The organism is Vibrio clamense, from assembly GCF_050337905.1.
In the GTDB taxonomy this organism is placed as follows: Bacteria; Pseudomonadota; Gammaproteobacteria; order Enterobacterales; family Vibrionaceae; genus Vibrio; species Vibrio cortegadensis.
This window is the reverse complement of the sequence record NZ_JAKJTJ010000019.1, coordinates 460,695-480,569: the sequence shown is the minus strand read 5'-3', so window position 1 is coordinate 480,569 and position 19,875 is coordinate 460,695. Positions and strand designations below refer to the sequence as shown.

Sequence of the window (19,875 nt, the reverse complement as noted above, 5' to 3'; positions counted from 1 at the left end):
AAACGATAAATCGCTTAAGAGAATATGGTGGAGGGGGACGGATTCGAACCATCGAAGGCAGTGCCGTCAGATTTACAGTCTGATCCCTTTGGCCACTCGGGAACCCCTCCAGGGGTATTTCTTACTTCTTTATAAGAAGTAAACTAAAAGAATGTTTTCCCAACTCATCCCTCAAGTGCGGAGCGCATCATAGCAAACTCGTTAAAGCTGTAAAGGATTTTTCGTATGATTTTGAGTTGAATGCTGCCTTTTTGGGCAAGGAAGCCGGAAAATGCGCATTTTGTCTATTAAGGCAGCGATATTTATACGAGGTAATTGAGATTGATGTCTCTATTTCTTTGGTTCTTTTACATTTTATCTATCGGCTTTACATTCCTTGACGAACAAACCGCCAATCTGTTGGTAAACTAGAGCCATCAATATTGGTAATAACCTCTTTTATATAAGTAGTCGTATGAAAAAAAATACAATAGTGGCGCTCTTCGCCATTTCAGTTGTTGCATTTAGTTCGGTTTCTAACGCTAAGCGTCCATCTACAGGAGGGAGAACGGTAGCCGTTGTTGCTCAAACTGTTTCTCAGCACGATATATCTCAATCGCTTTCACTGATTGGAAAACTTGAGGCCAAACAATCTGTGGTCATTTCTCCTGAAGTTTCAGGAAAAGTAGAGCAAATTGCGATTTACGCAAATCAGAAGGTGAAACAGGGCCAGTTATTGGTTCAGCTAAATGATGACAAAGCGAGTGCTGCAGTTAAAGAGGCGAACGCTTATTTAAAAGATGAGCAGCGAAAGTTGAAAGAGTTTGAACGTCTGGTGAAGCGCAATGCGATCACTCAAACGGAAATTGATGCACAAAAAACCAATGTTGATATTGCTCAAGCTCGTTTAGAAGCGGCAAACGCAAATTTACGCGATTTACACATCAGTGCGCCATTTGCTGGCACTGTCGGCTTTGTTGATTTCAGCCTGGGTAAAATGGTGAGTGTCGGGAGTGAACTCATCACATTGGATAACCTTTCTCTAATGCAGCTCGATTTACAAGTGCCTGAACGTTACTTATCTAAGCTATCAACTGGTATGAAAGTGATCGCGACGAGCCAAGCGTGGGGCGATCAGTCTTTTGCTGGTGAAGTGGTTGGGATTGATTCTCGTATTAACCAAGAAACACTTAACCTGCGCGTACGAATCGAATTTGCTAATCCGGAGAGTAAACTCAAACCGGGCATGCTAATGGCGGCTACGATTGATTTCCCAGCAATCAGTGCTCCTATTATCCCAGTGCAAGCATTGCAGTACTCGGGCACTAAGCGATATGTATACATTATTGATGACCAGAATAAAGCTCATCGTCAAGAAGTGCTTCTAGGCGCTCGCGTAGGTAATGAAGTCGTTATCGAGAAAGGATTAGAGATCGGGCAAAGCATTGTTGTTCAAGGCTTGGTTAATATGCGTGATGGCGTTGCAATTAAATTGGTTAATGCTGCCGGAGAGCCTGTTGAAAAAAATGATGCATCTGCAATGATCAGCAACGAACCAGCTTCAAGTGTTCATGCTGAGAAGGAGCAACAATAATGTGGTTGTCTGATACAGCGGTAAAAAGGCCAGTTGTCGCGATTGTTCTAAGTCTATTGCTTTGTGTATTTGGTATCGTGTCATTTAACAAACTTGCTGTTCGTGAGATGCCTGATATTGAAAACCCAGTGGTGTCGGTCAGTACTCGCTATGAAGGGGCGTCTGCCACCATTATGGAGAGTCAGATCACCACAGTACTTGAAGATCAGCTTTCTGGGATCAGTGGTATTGATGAAATCAGTTCAACCACAAGAAATGGCAGTTCTCGAATCACCATCACATTCGATTTAGGTTACGACTTAAATACTGGGGTGAGTGACGTTCGAGATGCGGTTGCGCGAGCTCAGCGTGGTCTTCCTGATGAAGCGGATGATCCTATCGTTTACAAAAATAACGGTAGTGGCGAAGCGTCGATGTACATCAATTTAAGCTCCGACATCATGGATCGCACTGAACTGACCGATTACACCGAGCGTGTATTAATGGATAGGTTCAGCCTGATCTCAGGAGTGAGTTCGGTCGATATCTCTGGCGGCCTTTACAAAGTGATGTATGTGAAGTTGAAACCTGAACTGATGGCAGGGCGCGGTATCACCACCACTGATATTACCAATGCTTTACGTTCAGAGAATATCGAAAGCCCGGGCGGTGAAGTTCGTAATGATTCGATTGTCATGTCAGTAAGAACGGAACGTCTTTATCAGCAAGCGGATGATTTCAACTACCTTGTAGTGAAAACCACCAGTGATGGTACGTCGATTTACCTTAAAGATGTTGCTGATGTATTTCTTGGCGCAGAGAATGAAAATTCTACGTTTAAAAGTGATGGCGTAGTCAACGTAAGTATGGGCATTGTGCCTCAGTCGGACGCGAACCCATTAGAAGTAGCAAGTCTCGTTCACGAAGAAGTCGCTAAGATCCAACAATTCTTGCCAGAAGGTACTCGCTTAGCGGTTGATTACGACTCTACCGTGTTCATCGATCGTTCAATTTCAGAAGTCTACAACACACTATTTATTACAGGTGGATTGGTCATACTGGTTCTGTATGTCTTTATTGGGCAAGCAAGAGCGACGTTGATTCCCGCAGTGACGGTGCCAGTGTCGCTGATCTCCTCATTTATGGCGGCATACTATTTTGGTTTCTCGATTAACCTGATCACCTTAATGGCACTCATACTATCAATTGGTTTAGTGGTCGATGACGCCATTGTAGTGGTTGAAAACATTTTCCATCACATTGAAAAAGGTGAAAAGCCATTACTCGCGGCATATAAAGGTGTACGTGAAGTGGGTTTTGCGGTAGTGGCAACCACCTTAGTTTTGGTCATGGTGTTCTTACCCATCTCCTTCATGGACGGCATGGTCGGTTTGCTCTTTACCGAATTTTCAGTGTTGTTAGCGATGTCCGTTATTTTCTCTTCACTCATCGCACTGACGTTAACGCCAGTGTTAGGGAGTAAGATCCTTAAAGCCAATGTGAAACCAAACCGCTTTAACCTCTTTATAGAACGAATCTTCGCTCGTCTTGAAGAGGGATACCGGAGTTTAGTGAAAAGAGCCGTGCAGTGGCGATGGGTTGCCCCAATCATCATAATCAGCTGTATTGGTGGTAGCTTTGCTTTACTTAACCATGTTCCCGCTCAACTGACACCGCAAGAAGACCGAGGTGCGATCTTTGCCTTTGCTCGTGGTGCAGACGCAACCAGTTACAACCGCATGAGCTCCAATATGGACTTAGTAGAGCAACGTCTAATGCCACTGTTGGGCCAAGGCGTTCTGAAATCATTCAGCATCCAATCGCCAGCATTTGGTGGAATGGCGGGTGACCAAACCGGCTTTGTCATCATGATTTTGGAAGATTGGGAAGACAGAGACCAAACCGCGCAACAAGCATTAGGGTTGATCCGTAAAACCTTGGTCGATATTCCCGATGCCAGAGTCTTCCCTATGATGCCGGGGTTCCGTGGTGGATCGAGTGAGCCCGTTCAGTTTGTCTTGGGCGGTTCGGACTATAAAGAGTTACAAAAATGGGCAGAGATACTCAAAACAGAAGCCAACAATAGTTCACTTATGGAAGGCGCAGACATCAACTACTCAGAAAAAACACCTGAGCTAGTTGTATCTGTCGATAGAGATCGCGCGTCACAGCTTGGCATTAAAATTTCCGATATTTCCGATACATTAGAAGTCATGCTAGGCGGAAAAAGTGAAACAACCTTTGTTGATCGCGGTGAAGAGTACGATGTGTACTTACGTGGTGACGAAAATAGCTTCAACAATGCGGCGGACTTGAGCCAAATTTACATGAGAACCGCGAGTGGCGATTTAGTGACTCTTGATACGGTGACGAAGATCGAAGAAGTCGCGTCATCGATTCGACTTTCTCATGTCAATAAACAGAAATCGATCACCTTGAGTGCCAATTTAATCAATGATGCAACGCTGGGTGAGGCATTGGATTTTCTTGATGCAAAAGCCATTGAACTCTTGCCTGGCGATATTTCAGTTGATTACACCGGTGAATCTAAAGACTTCAAAGAGAATCAGTCGAGTATTTTAATCGTATTTGGTCTAGCACTGCTGGTGGCGTACTTGGTACTAGCGGCTCAGTTTGAAAGCTTCATTAACCCAATGGTGGTGATGTTTACCGTTCCAATGGGCGTCTTTGGCGGCTTCCTCGGGCTGGTTGTGATGGAGCAAGGGCTTAATATTTATAGCCAAATCGGCATGATCATGTTGATCGGGATGGTGACCAAAAACGGAATATTGATAGTTGAGTTTGCAAACCAATTAAGAGACCGTGGTATTGAATTTGAACAAGCGATTGTCGATGCCGCTGCTCGTCGTTTAAGGCCAATATTGATGACTGCATTTACTACGCTAGCGGGCGCAATACCATTGATTATGTCAACGGGCGCTGGTTATGAAAGCCGAGTCGCGGTTGGTACGGTGATCTTCTTTGGTATGGCGTTTGCGACACTAGTGACACTGTTCGTGATTCCTGCGATGTATCGCCTGATTTCGGGTCATACCCAATCGCCTGGTCATGTAGAAGCAGAGCTGAATCGAGAATTAGATCACGACACAAAAGGGCGAACAAGCCACGGATAAATGAAGTAAACAGTGCTAACATACAAGCATAAATACTAAGAAGAAAGGGAAAGTAAAGTGGCTGATTTCAAATATAAAAATCTGACTCAAGAGCAACAAGACAAACTAGATGCAGCAGCATTTCGACGCTTACTGGCGCATTTAGATGATAATAAAGATGTGCAAAATATCGATCTGATGATCCTCGCGGGTTTCTGCCGTAACTGTTTTAGTAAATGGTATAAGGCAGAAGCTGAAACCCAAGGATTGGATCTCGATATTGATGATGCCCGTGAACGAGTGTATGGCATGACTTATGATGAGTGGAAGCAGAATCATCAGCCCAAAGCAACGCCAGAGCAACTTGCTGCCTTTGACGCAAAACAGAAGTAGTTAAATCAGACATCAGTAAACGTCATAAGATAAAAGCCTACAGCACATTGTTCTTTCAAATTGAAAGTGTCTGTAGGCTTTTTTAATCAACGTATTTTAGGATGAGATAGAGCGAGCGTAAACGGCTGCTCAATATAAACGGCTACTCAATATAACCCGTCGACTCAAATGCTTCTAAACGTTCCAAGTAAGGTTGAAGATCACCAATATTATTCGCGACCCACTCAGGGTTGTAATAAGTATCTAAGTAGCGCTCGCCACTGTCACATAACAGCGTAACAATGGATCCCGTTTCCCCTTTGGCTTTCATTTTAGCCGCCAATTGCAGAACGCCATATAGGTTAGTACCTGTCGATGCCCCCACTTTTCGCCCCAATACTTTTTCTAACCAGTGAGCGGTAGCCACACTCGCAGCATCTGGGATCGTCTGCATTTCATCAATCACGCCTGGGATGAAACTCGGTTCGACTCGTGGCCTGCCGATGCCTTCAATTTTACTGCCGCAATCTCCGGTGAGGTTGGTATTGCGAGTACGATAATAGTCGTGGAAAACAGAGTTTTCAGGGTCAACCACGCATAGCTTGGTGTTGTATTTTTGGTAGCGAATGAAACGGCCAATCGTTGCTGATGTCCCTCCTGTTCCGGGGCTCATTACAATCCAAGTCGGTTCTGGGTGATCTTCCAGTTTCATTTGGCTAAAGATTGAATTGGCAATGTTATTGTTTCCGCGCCAATCTGTTGCGCGTTCAGCGTAAGTAAACTGATCCATATAATGGCCGTTTAATTCATCGGCTAAACGGCGAGATTCCTGATAGATCTCATCGGTTCTATTCACTAAGTGGGCAGTACCGCCATAGAATTCAATTTGTTCGATTTTCTTACGTGCGGTGCATTTAGGCATCACTGCGATAAAAGGTAAGCCAAGAAGACGGGCAAAATAAGCTTCAGATACCGCAGTACTACCAGACGATGATTCAATAACCGTCGTCTCTGGCCCAATCCAACCGTTACTGATCGCGTATAAGAAGAGAGAGCGAGCCAAACGGTGTTTCAATGAACCAGTGGGATGGGTGCTTTCATCTTTTAGGTAGACATCCACTCCTTCAATACTAGGAAGTTCAAGCTTAATAAGATGAGTGTCCGCAGAGCGTTGAAAATCGGCTTCTAATTTGCGAATTGCATTGTTTATCCATTGGTGATCAGTACACATGGGCTATCTCCTAACTTGGTATAAGATTAATTTACCTACAAATTGGGAGAAAAACTTCACAAAAAAGACTCTAGTTCTGGTAAAAAGGAGAATATATTTCTCTGTGAAAGGTTTTTGATGAAATGGATCTTGATAACGTTGATAAGAAAATGCTCTCAATGCTGCAAGTTGATAGTACTTTGTCATTAAATGATTTGGCTGAGGCGGTGAATTTAACCACCACACCTTGTTGGAAACGGCTTAAACGATTGGAAGATAAAGGGATCATTGAAAAGCGAGTGGCGTTGCTGAACCCTGAAAAGCTTGGCTTGTCTTTTACCGCTTTCGTAATGGTTAAGACCAGTAATCACTCACATGAATGGTACAGCCAATTTGTTGATACGGTGACGCTTTTTCCAGAGGTGATGGAGTTTTATCGCATGGCAGGGGAGTATGACTACATGCTCAAGGTTCTCGTTAAAGATATGAAATGCTTTGATAAGTTTTACAAGCGATTAGTGAACAGTGTAGATGGCATCTCAAATGTCACCTCGACTTTTGCGATGGAGCCGCTGAAATACACAACGGCGCTCCCCATTTAATCTTCACAAAGAATGTGGTTTGCGCCGTATGAAAGGAATTCAAAATATAGCGTCACTCATTTGCATTATTTCGTAAAACGCATCACCCCTTCTTGCACGGCGGTTGCCACTAAATCACCTTGGCGATTGTAAATCTCACCACGTACCAGTCCACGGTTGTTACTTGCCGTCGGGCTCTCAATGGCGTATAGCAACCATTCATCGAGCTTAAATGGGCGATGGAACCAAATGGAGTGGTCGATGGTAGCCACTTGGAATTTTGGCGTCATCAGTGATACTTCATGCGGATGCAATGCCGTAACCAGAAATCCCCAGTCAGACGCATAAGCCAGCAGGTATTGATGAATTAAATGGTTATCGGGCATCTCACCATTGGCTTTGATCCATAAGTACTGCTTTGGCTCTGTTTTCTTTGGAGCAAGTGGGTTGACGATAGTGACTGGGCGCATTTCGATCGGTTTTTCACCACAGAATGTCTTACGTAATTTTTCAGGTAAGAATTCAGCAATATGGCTAGCAAGCTCAGATTCAGACGCAAAGTTTTCAGGGCCGGGAACCTCTGGCATCGTATTTTGGTGTTCGAATCCTGGTTCGTTACCATGATAAGAAGCAGTGAGATAAAAAATAGGACGTCCGTTTTGAATCGCTTTCACTCGGCGAGTGCTGAAGCTTCGCCCATCCCTTAAGTTTTCCACATCGTAAATGATAGGTTTTTCCGGATCGCCAGGGTAAAGAAAGTAGCTGTGGAATGAGTGAACAGAACGGTCATCCTCTACAGTATAGCGCGAGGCAGAAAGTGCCTGACCAAGAACTTGTCCCCCATAGACTTGTGGTAAGCCTAAGTTTTCGCTTTGGCCTCTAAATAGCCCTTCTTCTAGCTTTTCGAGTTGCAGTAAGCTTAGTAACTCTTTAAGTGGTTTACTCATTTTATATACCTTAATAGAAGCTTTCAAAGAGCTTAAAATTTGTGAATTAATGGTTCAGTCAAAGTTCTGTCAATAAGTTACAAACATTCAAGACATAGTGACAAAGCCTATCTATAATTACGCTCATTACAATATATATCCTGAATTCAATACGTTAAGAGAGTATTCATGAAAAAGGCACTTTTACTTGTTATATCTGTTATCTTCGGTGGCGCATTATTTGGCTGTCAGACTTCGCCACAACCTGAGTTAGAAACCAGTGCCGTACAAACGATTACTGGTAGTGTGGCATATCGTGAGCGTATTGCATTACAACCGGGTGCGTTAGTGACCGTTATTTTAGAAGATATTTCATTAGCTGATGCGCCTGCTAAAGTGATAGCGAAACATCGCTTTGAAACAAACAGCAAGCAAATTCCTTTAGATTTCCAGCTCGATTATGACAGCAGAAAAATTCAAAGTAATCATACTTACAATGTTCGTGCAAAAATTGAAGTGGACGGTAAGTTACGTTTTATTACCGATACGGTTACCCCTGTAATCACTGATAATAACCAAACACAACACGTCGCTTTAATGCTTAAAGGTATTCGTAACTAAAGTTAGAACGCAATTTGTTCGACATTAATCGATTCATTTTCATCAATGGCAGCCAATCAAGGCTGCCATTTGTATAATCTTAGCTTTATTTTTCCTATCGAGCTCACCTCAATTCCTTCCGCTTGCAATTGGCTTTTTTGCCGTTCAAACGCTTCACCCTTCAATGAGATTTCTCCTTTACTGTTTATGACCCTAAACCAAGGTAATTTACTGCCTTCAGGAAGATTCCCGAGTGCTTTACCTACATGCCGAGCATAGCCAGGGAAACCAGCAAAACGGGCCACTTCTCCATAAGTGGTGACTTTCCCAAAGGGAATTTGGTGAATTACAGCAAAGACTTGCGGTAAAAAATGATCCATAATAAAAATTCCTAGTTCAAGTTGCCACGGATTGGTAGAAGGAGGAGCTATGGTATTTTCAACAATTCAGTTCTTGATCACAACAATATTAGCGATTGTTTGTGCGCTTGCCATTAGCTTAAGCGCTGGAGACATTCCTGTTATCGCTTTAATTATCCCTGCTTTATGGGTTTTACCTCAAGGTGGAGTCGCAGGGTTAGTATTTCTCGCCGCGATGACGATTTACGGGCTCACACTTCCAATGCAGTCAATTACACTTTCTGTCAGTGTTTGGGTCCTGTTCCCTCTATTAATGGTGGCATTTTCGAAGCGAAGTTCGTTGGGAATATTACTGACGGCAAGTTTGGTGGTGTTGACTCTTCAAGTCGGGATCATGGTGACACAAAATGCAGGCAAGCTGGACGGAACACCGTGGGTTACGATCATCCAAACACTCGTCGTTGTTGCCATATGGTGGGTAGCGAATTATTGGAAAAGTGAAAACCGAAAAATTGTCAGTCGGCACAGCTGGTGGTCTTTGGGGTTAATTATTCCGTTGTGGGCGGCGGGTTTATCTCATGCCGCATTGGTTTCCCTCTGTATTGTGGGGATCATTGCCTCAATGGAAATGCTGACAAAATCAACAAAATTCAAGTGGAACCAACTTCTTTGCTGGACGCTACCGACGGTCGGTTTTGCTGCATTAATTATCTCCCCGAATGTGGATGTCCCTAATCCGGTATTTGTTGTCTGGTTATGCTTACTAGGAACCGCTTGGATGACCGATTATATTATTCGTTCAGATGAAGAGCCTAGCGAGCTTTGATCTCGTCACGCCTTGATTTTGGCAGGGTACGGGTCTAGAAAAAGAAGTAATTAAAGCTTGAGCCATAAAGTTCTAATTACTTAGAAAGCTTTAATTACCTAGAAACTGGATTTATTGAGAGATTGGAAACAGTAGAGATTAAATAGTCTAGACGTATACATATCTTCAATATATGGTTAAGTGCATAAGATACCATATGAGTATTCAGTGTGGTGTCATCAAAACTATCTTTAGGGTATGTTTAGTGGCGAATATATTTCGAAATCTGCGACCAATCTTATGGTTCGTCGTTTGGGTCTCCATCGGCTTTAGTGGTGTATTTCATGCTACGGCTAGCGAAAGTGTTCCACAAAGCAAAATGCATTACTCCGTGGCAACCGAAGCGGATGATATTGTCACACGTATTCTGTTTGACGCCCTCGCTGAAGAGTTTGAACTCTCTATTCAATATGTCGATTACCCAAGCTTTGATTCAATTTTACGAGCGGTAGAAGTGGGGGAGAGTGACTTCGCCGCGAATATTACTCACACAAAATCTCGTTCGCTACGTTTCGATTTTTCCCGCCCTACCAATATAGAATATACTTTTCTTTATAGTCGGCTAGATACAGAGTTGGCCGACATTTCAAAGCTTGGAGTGCCTAAAAATACAATTTATGGCGATCTGATTCAGGTTAACTACCCACAAATAGAGTTGATTGAGTATGACGGCACCCATCAAGCGTTGGCGTTGCTGAATAACCATTCGGTGGCGGGGGTTGTGGATGCGATAAATCAATTGGAGCCAATGCTGAGTCGTGGGTTCGATGCAAAAATGTTGAACGATAAGATCTCGATTAAGCCTGTGTCTATCGTTTCGATGAAAGGCACTCATGCATCCGAGCTTTCCTATTTTGTCGATTACCTACACTCAGAGAAAATACAGAAACGTTTAAGAGAGAAGGTTGAGCAGTATCAGTTCGATTTACGCCAACAGGCACTAAGGCGCGAAGTCTTCAATAGTGGATTAGATCTTCGTAAACCTTTACTTGTTAAACTAGAAAATATGACTCCTTTTGCTATATACCAACCTGATGGTTCAGTGAAAGGCAACAGTGCGGACGCAATTTTCCAAGCATGCGATATTTTAGGGTTTCAATGCCAGCTGGCCAGCTCTGCAGAAGAGACATGGGAAAGCATGTACCAAGATTTACTGATGAATCGAATTGATGTGCTTGCTCCACTGAATATCTCTGAACCACGTAAAGCTTTAGTTAATTTTAGTACTCCGCACTACACAGCAGAATCCCTGCTAGTCAAGCGTATAGGTTACAAACCAGATGTTTACCGAAACGCATCAGAGCTGATTACCGAAAACATTGGAGTCATAAAAGGTGATTTTTTCGATGAATTATTGACTCAACTTTTACCTCAAAAATATCTGTTTCGCTATCGCAACGATGGAGAATTAGTGGATGCATTACTTGATGCCGAGGTTGACTATATTGCGCTTAATAACGCTACGTTAAGCGCTTTATTGAAAGAAAAAAGTTTGCTTCCGATCACAAGAGATCACTCAATCGACAAACTCTTCCGTTCCGATGTTGCTCTCGGTTTCCCAAAAACGGATAGAGGTGAGAAATTAGCGTTTTTCTTCTCAAGAGCGTTACAGGTTATTGATACTGATAGACTGAATAGATTCTATGATCAGGCTCCAGATTGGCGAAGTACTCATGAAGCGGAGCAGAAACTGGCTAGTCGAACGCAAAGTGTTTTTATCGTCCTACTTTGCTTTATGTTTTTGGTGGCGATTTATTTACACACCCAATCGAATACAGATAGCTTAACCAAACTTGGAAATCGGCGCAGTTTACGCCATCGCTACCGAAGAGGATTAAAGCCATCTCAAACATTGGTGTATTTAGACATTAATAAGTTTAAGCAGATTAATGATACTTATGGCCACCATGTCGGGGATCTTATCCTTCAAGAGTACGCTCAGCTGATTAAAAGAGAGTGGCAAGGACGTTGTTTCCGAATTGGTGGCGATGAATTTATTTTGGTTGGAGAAGTTCCCGAACATAAGCTATCCGAATTGCTCAATCGCTTAGGTAGTTTTAACTTTCAACGGCCAAAAGAACAGATTGAATTTGCAGTAAAAGTTTCTATGGGGATCTACTTGCCTAGAGAAGGCGAATGCAGTTTAAGAGAAGCGCTGAGGAAAACAGACCGCTCAATGTATGATGCTAAAAATAGCGAAGGTACTGAATTTATGTTTGTTAACCCTAGAATTGTGGTGAACGATGAGGGCGGAATGGCTTCGAATGTATAGTGATTATACTAAGCGATGTTTTATTGCGCACTTGAACTAAAAAGTTGGCTTTCGTACCTTGTGGGGCTTGCATTAGTGTCAGGGATGCTTGATAATCCTCTCACTCTTTGACGAGACGCTCGTTTAAGAAAAAGAATCTATGGAGGCCCTGGTCCTCCCGCAACACTAACTTGTGAACTCGGTCAGATCCGGAAGGAAGCAGCCGCAGCAGGCGACGTGTGTGCCGGGATGTGGCTGGGGCTTCCACCCATTAGAAAAGCCGCTCTTTATGAGCGGCTTTTTGCTATCTGATGCTTTGTAAAATAACAGAGTAGACGTTTTAATATCCTTGTACATGATCGTCAACAACACCCCCAACACGTACACTCTCACCCGTAATATTTAGTATCTTTGCAGTTATCGAGACGCTTTGTGATCACAGTGACCGTCGGTATTCTATAATTCGACAATGGATTAAAACATCAAGTTTGTGATTCTCTACCTCTCACGTCAATGGAGGGGGATTGGGCTAGTCATTTACCCTCGAAATCTCGCAGCTGGTTGCCAGAAGTAAGTAATACGGAGCAAATAAGTCTTGGAAACAGCGGTATGGATACTACCTACAAACGGTGATATCGACAAGCAAGCCTCCCTCCCTGCTCTCGTTAACCCTGTCGACTTATATTTGGGCATAATTGAGCGTGCAATAGCAAGTAATGCAGCTTCCGGTGAGGAAAGCGCAGATAAAGTTAAAATATTATACGTGAACGGAGTGTTTACTAATGACAAAAAGTTCGGTGTGGATACAGTTTATGTGATGGATGTGAGTCATTACTTCCTCTTGAAGCATAAAGCCCTCATATCAAGTAATATAAGGGCAATACCACTCTATTTTATAGATAGATTAATTATCAATGTCTTTAACTCTTCATTGGAGAAATTTTGAGTGTTTATTTCTTTCTCTATCGCTCTTTTTGTTGATGGGCTTCGAGAAAGAGCAATGGTAAATAAATGTTCAATTTTATCGGCTGCATCTAGTGGTTGTTGGGAACTCCATGATATTAGAGCTGAAGCAGCTTCATACTGTCCCATATGTGCTAATGAGTTTAGGGCCGCAGTTTTAACGCTATCCGTAGATTCGTCATAAAGGTACGGGGTAATACTTGGCACTAAAGCTTCGGTTTTAATCTGATTCATTGCATTATTTGCTGCACGGCTTTTATTTTCAATTGGGCTATCTACATACTCTAATAAATAATCCACTTGTTCAGTTTGTGCGTTACGTCCAATAGCAGATGCCAAATCTGAAATAAATGGATTAAATTCATCCGCTTGAGTGAAGCTCTGTTGAATTAACTCCGTATAATCAACGTTCATAGTTAGCTTGGATATAGATTGACGCACCGAATAAATGTCATCAAACTCTTGCCAATTGTCTTCTAAAATTAAACTGAAAAATAGCTCACTAGCACTAAAGGAATCAATAACAGCAAGTAAACTCAAACAGTATTTGACCATTCGGTCGTCATTGGGGTCACCCGGAACTGCTTTGTTTATATAATTAGCGATTAACTGATAAACGTATTCATCGTTATTCTCTTTTAGATAGGCTAAAACTTTCCGCTCTGTCGCTAAATCAACACGTTGACCATTAGAAATATTGGCTAGAAGCATTTCGATAGATTGTAACGCTTGTTCTTGGTTCAGTGTTAAATGAGAAGGTGATGCATCTTCTTTTATTAAATTATTCTGAATAAGGCCATCAGGACGGTTAGTAGAATGAGTGGTTAAGTTCTCACTAGCTTCCTGTTTATTCGGTAGAGAATTTATTTTTTTAATCAGTTCTTTGGGTTCTTTTGCTGATATATTAAACCAACCTAAAACCCCCAATAATACAATTGAGAAAATAGCTATTGTTATATGCTTCATCAGTTCTTCCATCCTAAATCTGGGTACAAGTCTTGAAATAGTTGGTGTATGTCGGAAACCTGTGAAGTCTCTTCAGTATGTAATGTGTTTGATTGATGGGTGTATTGGCTTGCCATAGATATCCCTTGTTCATTAACCAGCAAACTCAGTCTTTGACTATCAACAGGAACAATACCATCCCCAATAAGTGAAGCTCTTGTTTGTCCTGCTTGTACGTAGTTCAAGGTGTCAGGGTGCGGGTGGTCTCCTGAAAATAACGAACGGTATGCATATAAATCATAAAAGTCTGCGAGCCCCGCATCCCGGCTTAATATGCCAAATTGAGTACCTTGATACGTTAGCTGACCTAGGGTTATATTAGCTAGTTGACTTATATCATCATTCAAATCTTGAATCGATGATGAGTCAGGCGATAGGAAATCGATGCTTGGTGCTTGCATGTCCATTCTATATTTTTGCGCAATCGGCAAACCGAAATATGTTCGTGTACCATTAAGCATTTCAACCACCTCCCAATTATCTTCGCACTTACTGTTATCTTGGCGGTAGGTGCTTTTAGGAACGCAATTATCTTGCATATATTGATAAAAACGGCCGAGCGGGGAGCCTTGGTGTGGTGTTCCGGTTGTTGCGAGGCCTTTAACTTGAGATTTATATTTAGTATCTTGATTTTGAAGGTATGAACGAGCAGCTAAACCACCACGGCTATGACCAAATAAGAGGATATCGGTCTCTGGGCCTAAATGCTCTATAATACGGCCTATAGCGGATTCAACTTCAAGACCTAAACCGTTAAAGGTGGTGTAATCACCATTACAACCAGAAGCGTTATCGCATGCTTTATTATCTAATCCTATAGCCGAAAATGGCGAAGAACGATCATATGATCCAAACTCCAAATTAAAACAACTGATACCATCATTGTTTACATCAGTCGCTGTGAGTGGGGTAGTACTCAGATTGAGCGTTTGGCATTTATTATTGAAAAAACTGTCATCGTTTACAATAGCATCCCAAGTCTTAGTATTCGAGGCTAGACCATGTAACAGTAGCACTGTTTTTTTATAGACAATATCGCTAGTTGTTGCTGATAGCTTGAAATTAGAACCTTGTCTGGCCAATATTGCAATATAATATATTTGATTTTTGTTCGTACGCAGCAAGCATTTTTCAGCTTCGCGACCACTTAAGTTAGAACGACATTGGTAGTCATATTTAGAAGGAAACGACTCCGAGCCAACGTAAAGATCAATATCTCCTGACAGCTTTGATAAAGAGATTGTCAGCATTTTTTCTGCTTGAGCCTCTACGGTAAAGTATTGCCATTGACCGTGTTGTACTTCACTTTCAATTAAATTATCAATACTTAAGACTCCAGGGTTTTTAATAGTATTAAAATCGGCGATATAAGGGCTATCATCGTCACTATTGCTAATGCCGTCACCATCAATATCATTATCACTATTATTTCCGATGCCATCGCTATCGAGGTCTTCCCATTCTTTAGGGTTTAAAGGAAACGTATCTTGATCATTGTTGATGTTATCGCCATCTATATCATTGTCATCCGTATCCGCTATGCCATCAATGTCAGTATCAGGTGACAAATGACCTTGGCTATCTCGAATCACTATTGAGTTACTACTGTTCAACATGATGGCTAAATATTGATCTATATTGTCAAAAATAGTTTGAGGGTCTGCGATTAGTTGGACAAAATCAGATTCAGAATTTGGTAATATCTGTAATCGAACAAAATCAGAAGCAAGAATAGATTGCTGAGTGCTATGATTAGCAATATAATCTTGCAGCAGGTTATCTTCTGGTATATTTAAACTAGAGCTAATAAATGATAACCCGCTTTTCTCTCCTATTTGTTTGTTTTTAAAGTAAACGAGTGTGGAGAATGGCGTAATTACGTTCCCACCTTTAATTGAAGATAAATAGAAATCGCTTTCTACATATTGATTTAAACTTTCATCAAAAGTGTGGTTAGTTTTGGCGTAAGCAATAACGTTATACTTATTAGGGTCTAAGCTTTTAGATAAGCTTAATTCTGCTTTACCATGCTTTCCGGTAACAGCAGTTGGCTCATTTTTATTTTGAATTCCATCATGGTTAATATCGAGCCAAACTGTAGCAGATCTTAAATATCCGTTAATAACGGTCACTGAATATGATTTCGTCTCAGGTTCAGTAGGCGTTAAATTCTCCCCTGAACTGGATCCTCCACCGCCACAACCGCTTAAAATGATTAAAAGAAATAAAATAGAAATAAAATGAAGATTGGTTTTAGCAGTCATCCTGACTCCACAAGTTCTGCATAGCCTACCATCTAAAAAAACAAATCATGAAGATCATTGGCATTATTTGTTAATTAAGTAGGGAGTTATAAATGTGAGCATGCTACGTATTCTTAATATTCATTGCAATTGGTTTCTTATTATTCTGTTGCGTTTTGGTATTTATTAATTACATTGTTTATGATTGGTGTATGTTATTTTGTTTTTGATTCAAAAGCTTAGCGCTATTGGATGGCTTTCCCACCGCCATTATGCCCCAGATTTTGTTCTCTTCTCGACAGAGCGACACTTGCCTTTATCCTAGGTTTACCAATCTCATTACTAACAATATACCTCTACACATTCTTGTAATTTCTCTCGTTAAGGTTCAAAATATAACTGTATAAATAAACAGTGATATTTTATGAATGTTATCCCTATTTCTGCGAGTGCAGGCATTACTGGTTTTGAAAGCCCGGCTTCGGAATACACCCAACTGGCTTGTGATTTAGATGAACTATTAGTGGATCATCCAAGCGCGACCTTTATAGGCAAAGCGTGTGGTGATTCGATGGAAGGTGTCGGTATTTTTGATGGAGATCTATTGATTGTCGATAGGTTTGTCACGGCCGTTGATCAAGACGTGATTGTCGCCAATTTGAATGGTGAATTCGTGTGTAAGCTGCTTGATACCAGTAGAAGGTTACTTGTATCAGCAAAAGAAAAAATACAGCCAGTGCCTATTAATGATTACGATACTTTTAGCATTGAAGGCGTAGTCGTTCGCTCTATACGCTGCCACAGGCCAAGTTATTTATTGAGGGAAAGATAGTGTTTGCGCTTGTTGATGCAAATTCATTTTATTGCAGTGCAGAACAGGTGTTTCGTCCGGATTGGCGTGGAAAGCCGATTATCGTTTTATCCAATAATGATGGTTGTATTGTTGCGGCAAATCGACAAGCGAAAGAGGCGGGTATCCCCAAGTTTGCTCCCTATTTTAAAGTCAGAGAGATGTGTGAGCAGAAAGGCGTGATTGCTCTCTCTTCTAACTATGAATTATATGCCGATCTCTCTAGTAAAATGATGGAGGTAGTCGGCCGTTTTGCCCCAGATCAACACATCTACTCTATCGATGAATCATTTCTCTCTTTCGAACGAAGTCACCTTGCTATCCCTTGTTTAAGAACGCATGGTTTACAGCTCAGAAGATCGGTTTGGAAAGAGTGTCGATTAGCGGTGAGTGTCGGGATGGGCACCACACTCACCTTAGCCAAAATCGCTAACCATGCCGCTAAAAAAATTGAGGGTTATCATGGTGTTTGTGTTCTTGATAATGAACAGGAACGAAAAGCGGTGCTTGCTCAACTTGATGTCGGTGATGTATGGGGAATAGGGCGTAAGTTAACCCAGAAACTGAAACTCGTTAATATTCATACAGCCCTCGATTTAGCCAAGTTTCCGGTGGGTTTAGCCAGAAAAGATTTCAACATTGACGTTGAACGAACCGTGAGAGAGCTAAACGGGCAACAGTGCAAAGGGTGGGATAGTGGAAGGGCAGACAAAAAACAGATTTACTCTACAAGAAGCGTGGGTGAACGTATTGTGGATCTTGAATCTTTGCAGCAAGCACTGAGTAAACATGCCGCCATTGCTTCCCAAAAAGCCCGTAAGCAGGGATCACTATGTAAAGTGATGCTCTGTTTTGCGGCAAGCTCTCCCTTTGATAATAAACCCGCCAGTTTTCGTGCGATTCATCGCTTTCCATATGCGACGTCTGATGTGACTCAAATTACCCATGCGGCAAGCCAACTGGTGATAAAGCTCTACTCTATGGGAGTCAAATATTACAAGTTGGGGGTTGGGTTGATTGAGCTAGTGGATGGCCGTCATGAGCAGAAAGATCTGTTTAACCCTAACCCAAATAATGATCCGCTAATGGCAGTGTTTGATAATTTAAACCAAAAGTATGGGAGCGATACTCTGTTTTTAGGTGCTCAAGGTATTGATCAGAAGTGGGGAATGCGCCGTGAAATGCTGACGCCGCAATACACCACAAAATGGCGAGACTTACCAAAAGTTAGGTGCTAGCCATGATGGTATTCTGGCAGAATACGTGAGACGCGTTGTTATAAATAATGGATGGAATCCGAATGATTGAATCTTTATCACTTGATCAAGCTAGGAAGCTGGTTTTACACGCTCAGAAAATCCCCCCAAGAAAGCAGAAAGTCAGCGGATTAGAGGCGACGTTATCCGCGATAGAGCACTTGGGCTATATTCAGATTGATACTATCTCTGTGGTGCAAAGAGCCCATCATCACACACTTTGGAATCGTAGCCCGAGATACCAACCTGCACATTTAGATCAGCTATTATCCGACAAGAAAGTGTTTGAATATTGGTCTCACGCTGCCGCTTACTTACCGATGAGTCAATATCGTTTTAGTCTATTGAGAAAGCAAGCATTTGCCTCCGGAGAGCTGAGTCATTGGTATAAATGTGACTATCAGTTAATGGATTCAGTGCGACAACGAATTGCGGATGAAGGGCCGTTGATGGCGAAAGACTTTGACGGTGCAGATAAAAGCAGCGACGGGTGGGGAAGTAAGCCAGCGAAACGAGCATTAGAAAACTTGTTCATGCAAGGTGAACTCATGGTGCCAGAGCGGAGAAATTTTCATAAAGTCTATGACCTGACAGAAAGAGTGCTACCGACGGAGGTAGATACCAGTGTGCCAAGTAAAGAGGAGTACGCACGCTTTTTGATTTTGTCGTACATTGCYGCGAATGGGCTTGGGACGGCATMCGAGATGACATATCTTCTTAAAAATATTAAGCCGCTCCTTAATGCAACCATGAAAGAGATGGCAAGCAGTGGTGACATTATTGCCGTTGATGTTGGAAAGCAGCGCTATTATACGACTTCAGAATCGCTTGAACTGCTTAATCAACCTCTTAATCGTAGCCAAGTTAAAATCCTTTCACCATTTGATAATCTGCTCATTCAGCGTAAACGAATGAAAGCGCTATTCGAATTTGATTATCTTTTAGAGTGCTATGTTCCTGAGCCAAAGCGTCAATATGGCTATTTTAGTTTGCCAATTCTCTGGGATGGTAAACTTGTCGCCCGGATGGACTGTAAGAAAGACAAAAAATTATCAGTGTTGAATGTTTTGCACTTATCTATTGAGCCTAGCATCCAGAAAAAAGATCAATTCCTCTCAAAGCTATCCCTAGAGCTCACTAATTTTGCTCACTTCAATGGGTGCAAAGCGTTCAAATTCCATCGAACTACTTCATGATCGTAGAAAAGAGAGCGGAGAACTCTTCAATCTTCTTGCGGTTAATGCGATAGCACATTCTAGGTGGGAAAGGTTTTGCAGATATAAACTCGGCCTGCTTCAGAATGCGTAGATGTTCCGAAACTGTAGATTGTGCCAACCCTAATTCAGAAACGAGATCACTGTTTAAACAGCCCCCTAAGTTATCTAAATTTAAGAGAATTTTTAGGATCCTTACGCGAGCAGGATGAGAAAGTGCTTTCGATAACACAGCAAAATGTTTTTCTTGTTCAAGATCTTGCTCTGTAACAGAGAAAGCTTGAGCGGTTGCTTCTATGCAGCTCATACCCATTATTGTGACTCAAAGTTTATCGTCGAATTGCGATTGAATATACCTATCAAGCGCTGAACGATCAAGTATTGGTTAGATTGATTAGGCGATGTCGTGTTTAAGATTAATTTGATATTGAGGTTTGTATCAGCCGAAGAAATGCGAAGTAAGGCATTGTTGTTATAAATAGAGTCGCTATCAAAAATAATGAAATACGGCACTT

At 41.9% G+C, this 19,875-nt stretch carries 16 protein-coding genes, 1 tRNA gene and 1 other RNA gene; 11 read left to right on the top strand and 7 right to left on the bottom strand.

Going from position 1 to position 19,875, the window contains the following annotated elements; translation table 11 throughout:
- Window positions 1-25 precede the first annotated feature (25 nt).
- Window positions 26-110: transfer RNA gene (locus L4C39_RS05100), tRNA-Tyr, on the bottom strand.
- A 344-nt stretch (window positions 111-454) separates the two neighbouring features.
- Here L4C39_RS05100 and L4C39_RS05095 point away from each other — a divergent pair.
- From L4C39_RS05095 to L4C39_RS05085, 3 genes are read left to right on the top strand one after another with little or no spacing between them, the layout of a single operon-like run.
- Entirely contained in the window at window positions 455-1,573 is a 1,119-nt protein-coding gene (locus L4C39_RS05095; protein WP_371730529.1) for an efflux RND transporter periplasmic adaptor subunit, read from the top strand.
- Window positions 1,573-4,686 (top strand): vibriobactin export RND transporter permease subunit VexH, encoded by a 3,114-nt coding sequence (gene vexH / locus L4C39_RS05090; RefSeq protein ID WP_429744811.1) that lies wholly within the window; start codon window positions 1,573-1,575, stop codon window positions 4,684-4,686. Before L4C39_RS05095 ends, vexH begins: the two co-directional genes overlap by 1 nt.
- A 57-nt stretch (window positions 4,687-4,743) precedes the next feature.
- Window positions 4,744-5,058, top strand: a complete 315-nt coding sequence (locus L4C39_RS05085) for a DUF1244 domain-containing protein (protein WP_017053629.1) — start codon at window positions 4,744-4,746, stop codon at window positions 5,056-5,058.
- Between the two features lie 142 nt (window positions 5,059-5,200).
- Here L4C39_RS05085 and L4C39_RS05080 read toward each other — a convergent pair whose 3' ends face one another.
- The gene (locus L4C39_RS05080) at window positions 5,201-6,268 is read right to left on the bottom strand and encodes a PLP-dependent cysteine synthase family protein (RefSeq protein ID WP_261888383.1); all 1,068 of its coding nucleotides are present in this window, start codon (window positions 6,266-6,268) and stop codon (window positions 5,201-5,203) included.
- Between the two features lie 122 nt (window positions 6,269-6,390).
- Here L4C39_RS05080 and L4C39_RS05075 point away from each other — a divergent pair, with 122 nt between their 5' ends.
- Window positions 6,391-6,849 carry an Lrp/AsnC family transcriptional regulator gene (locus tag L4C39_RS05075; RefSeq protein WP_429744809.1) on the top strand — a complete coding sequence of 153 codons (459 nt, stop codon included), beginning with the start codon at window positions 6,391-6,393 and terminating at the stop codon, window positions 6,847-6,849.
- 65 nt (window positions 6,850-6,914) lie between these two features.
- Here the strand turns inward: L4C39_RS05075 and tesB are convergent, their stop codons facing one another.
- Window positions 6,915-7,775: an acyl-CoA thioesterase II gene (gene tesB, locus L4C39_RS05070; RefSeq protein ID WP_136993694.1), complete on the bottom strand. Its 861-nt coding sequence runs from the start codon at window positions 7,773-7,775 to the stop codon at window positions 6,915-6,917.
- Window positions 7,776-7,943: 168 nt separating this feature from the next.
- Between tesB and L4C39_RS05065 the strand changes: the two genes are divergently transcribed.
- Window positions 7,944-8,375, top strand: a complete 432-nt coding sequence (locus L4C39_RS05065; RefSeq protein ID WP_017052698.1) for a YbaY family lipoprotein — start codon at window positions 7,944-7,946, stop codon at window positions 8,373-8,375.
- A gap of 56 nt (window positions 8,376-8,431) precedes the next feature.
- On the opposite strand, the gene L4C39_RS05060 is transcribed toward L4C39_RS05065, so the two are convergent.
- Window positions 8,432-8,734 carry an MGMT family protein gene (locus L4C39_RS05060; RefSeq protein WP_113797634.1) on the bottom strand — a complete coding sequence of 101 codons (303 nt, stop codon included), beginning with the start codon at window positions 8,732-8,734 and terminating at the stop codon, window positions 8,432-8,434.
- A gap of 49 nt (window positions 8,735-8,783) precedes the next feature.
- On the opposite strand from L4C39_RS05060, the gene L4C39_RS05055 reads away from it, so the two are divergent.
- The 3 genes from L4C39_RS05055 (at window position 8,784) to ffs (ending at window position 12,093) form a co-directional block, all read left to right on the top strand.
- Window positions 8,784-9,539 carry a VP0952 family biofilm-associated protein gene (locus tag L4C39_RS05055; RefSeq protein WP_017052696.1) on the top strand — a complete coding sequence of 252 codons (756 nt, stop codon included), beginning with the start codon at window positions 8,784-8,786 and terminating at the stop codon, window positions 9,537-9,539.
- A 244-nt stretch (window positions 9,540-9,783) separates the two neighbouring features.
- Window positions 9,784-11,850: a diguanylate cyclase domain-containing protein gene (locus L4C39_RS05050; protein ID WP_429744806.1), complete on the top strand. Its 2,067-nt coding sequence runs from the start codon at window positions 9,784-9,786 to the stop codon at window positions 11,848-11,850.
- Window positions 11,851-11,996: 146 nt separating this feature from the next.
- Window positions 11,997-12,093, top strand: an RNA gene (ffs, locus tag L4C39_RS05045) — signal recognition particle sRNA small type.
- A 624-nt stretch (window positions 12,094-12,717) separates the two neighbouring features.
- Here ffs and L4C39_RS05040 read toward each other — a convergent pair.
- The gene (locus L4C39_RS05040; RefSeq protein WP_113797583.1) at window positions 12,718-13,758 is read right to left on the bottom strand and encodes a HEAT repeat domain-containing protein; all 1,041 of its coding nucleotides are present in this window, start codon (window positions 13,756-13,758) and stop codon (window positions 12,718-12,720) included.
- Window positions 13,758-16,061, bottom strand: coding sequence for a PGAP1-like alpha/beta domain-containing protein (locus tag L4C39_RS05035; protein ID WP_429744804.1), 2,304 nt, complete (start codon window positions 16,059-16,061; stop codon window positions 13,758-13,760). The genes L4C39_RS05040 and L4C39_RS05035 overlap by 1 nt, the downstream gene beginning before the upstream one ends.
- Before the next feature lie 403 nt (window positions 16,062-16,464).
- On the opposite strand from L4C39_RS05035, the gene L4C39_RS05030 reads away from it, so the two are divergent.
- The 3 genes from L4C39_RS05030 to L4C39_RS05020 all read left to right on the top strand — a co-directional run bounded on the left by L4C39_RS05030 (window position 16,465) and on the right by L4C39_RS05020 (window position 19,342).
- Window positions 16,465-16,872, top strand: a complete 408-nt coding sequence (locus L4C39_RS05030; RefSeq protein ID WP_017052693.1) for a S24 family peptidase — start codon at window positions 16,465-16,467, stop codon at window positions 16,870-16,872.
- Window positions 16,872-18,128: a Y-family DNA polymerase gene (locus L4C39_RS05025; protein ID WP_429744802.1), complete on the top strand. Its 1,257-nt coding sequence runs from the start codon at window positions 16,872-16,874 to the stop codon at window positions 18,126-18,128. The genes L4C39_RS05030 and L4C39_RS05025 overlap by 1 nt, the downstream gene beginning before the upstream one ends.
- Before the next feature lie 65 nt (window positions 18,129-18,193).
- A complete protein-coding gene (locus L4C39_RS05020) occupies window positions 18,194-19,342 on the top strand; it encodes a winged helix-turn-helix domain-containing protein (RefSeq protein ID WP_429744838.1) in 1,149 nt (382 codons plus the stop codon).
- On the opposite strand, the gene L4C39_RS05015 is transcribed toward L4C39_RS05020, so the two are convergent.
- Entirely contained in the window at window positions 19,332-19,673 is a 342-nt protein-coding gene (locus tag L4C39_RS05015) for an ArsR/SmtB family transcription factor (protein WP_017052690.1), read from the bottom strand. The two genes, L4C39_RS05020 and L4C39_RS05015, sit on opposite strands and share 11 nt — an antisense overlap.
- Window positions 19,674-19,875: the final 202 nt, after the last annotated feature.

Excerpts from the sequence above, each read along its gene's own strand:
- L4C39_RS05095 (WP_371730529.1), top strand. The coding sequence starts at position 455 with ATGAAAAAAAATACAATAGTGGCGCTCTTCGCCATTTCAGTTGTTGCA.
- vexH (WP_429744811.1), top strand. The coding sequence starts at position 1,573 with ATGTGGTTGTCTGATACAGCGGTAAAAAGGCCAGTTGTCGCGATTGTT.
- L4C39_RS05080 (WP_261888383.1), bottom strand. The coding sequence starts at position 6,268 with ATGTGTACTGATCACCAATGGATAAACAATGCAATTCGCAAATTAGAA.
- L4C39_RS05075 (WP_429744809.1), top strand. The coding sequence starts at position 6,391 with ATGGATCTTGATAACGTTGATAAGAAAATGCTCTCAATGCTGCAAGTT.
- tesB (WP_136993694.1), bottom strand. The coding sequence starts at position 7,775 with ATGAGTAAACCACTTAAAGAGTTACTAAGCTTACTGCAACTCGAAAAG.
- L4C39_RS05065 (WP_017052698.1), top strand. The coding sequence starts at position 7,944 with ATGAAAAAGGCACTTTTACTTGTTATATCTGTTATCTTCGGTGGCGCA.
- L4C39_RS05060 (WP_113797634.1), bottom strand. The coding sequence starts at position 8,734 with ATGGATCATTTTTTACCGCAAGTCTTTGCTGTAATTCACCAAATTCCC.
- L4C39_RS05055 (WP_017052696.1), top strand. The coding sequence starts at position 8,784 with ATGGTATTTTCAACAATTCAGTTCTTGATCACAACAATATTAGCGATT.
- L4C39_RS05040 (WP_113797583.1), bottom strand. The coding sequence starts at position 13,758 with ATGAAGCATATAACAATAGCTATTTTCTCAATTGTATTATTGGGGGTT.
- L4C39_RS05035 (WP_429744804.1), bottom strand. The coding sequence starts at position 16,061 with ATGACTGCTAAAACCAATCTTCATTTTATTTCTATTTTATTTCTTTTA.
- L4C39_RS05030 (WP_017052693.1), top strand. The coding sequence starts at position 16,465 with ATGAATGTTATCCCTATTTCTGCGAGTGCAGGCATTACTGGTTTTGAA.
- L4C39_RS05015 (WP_017052690.1), bottom strand. The coding sequence starts at position 19,673 with ATGGGTATGAGCTGCATAGAAGCAACCGCTCAAGCTTTCTCTGTTACA.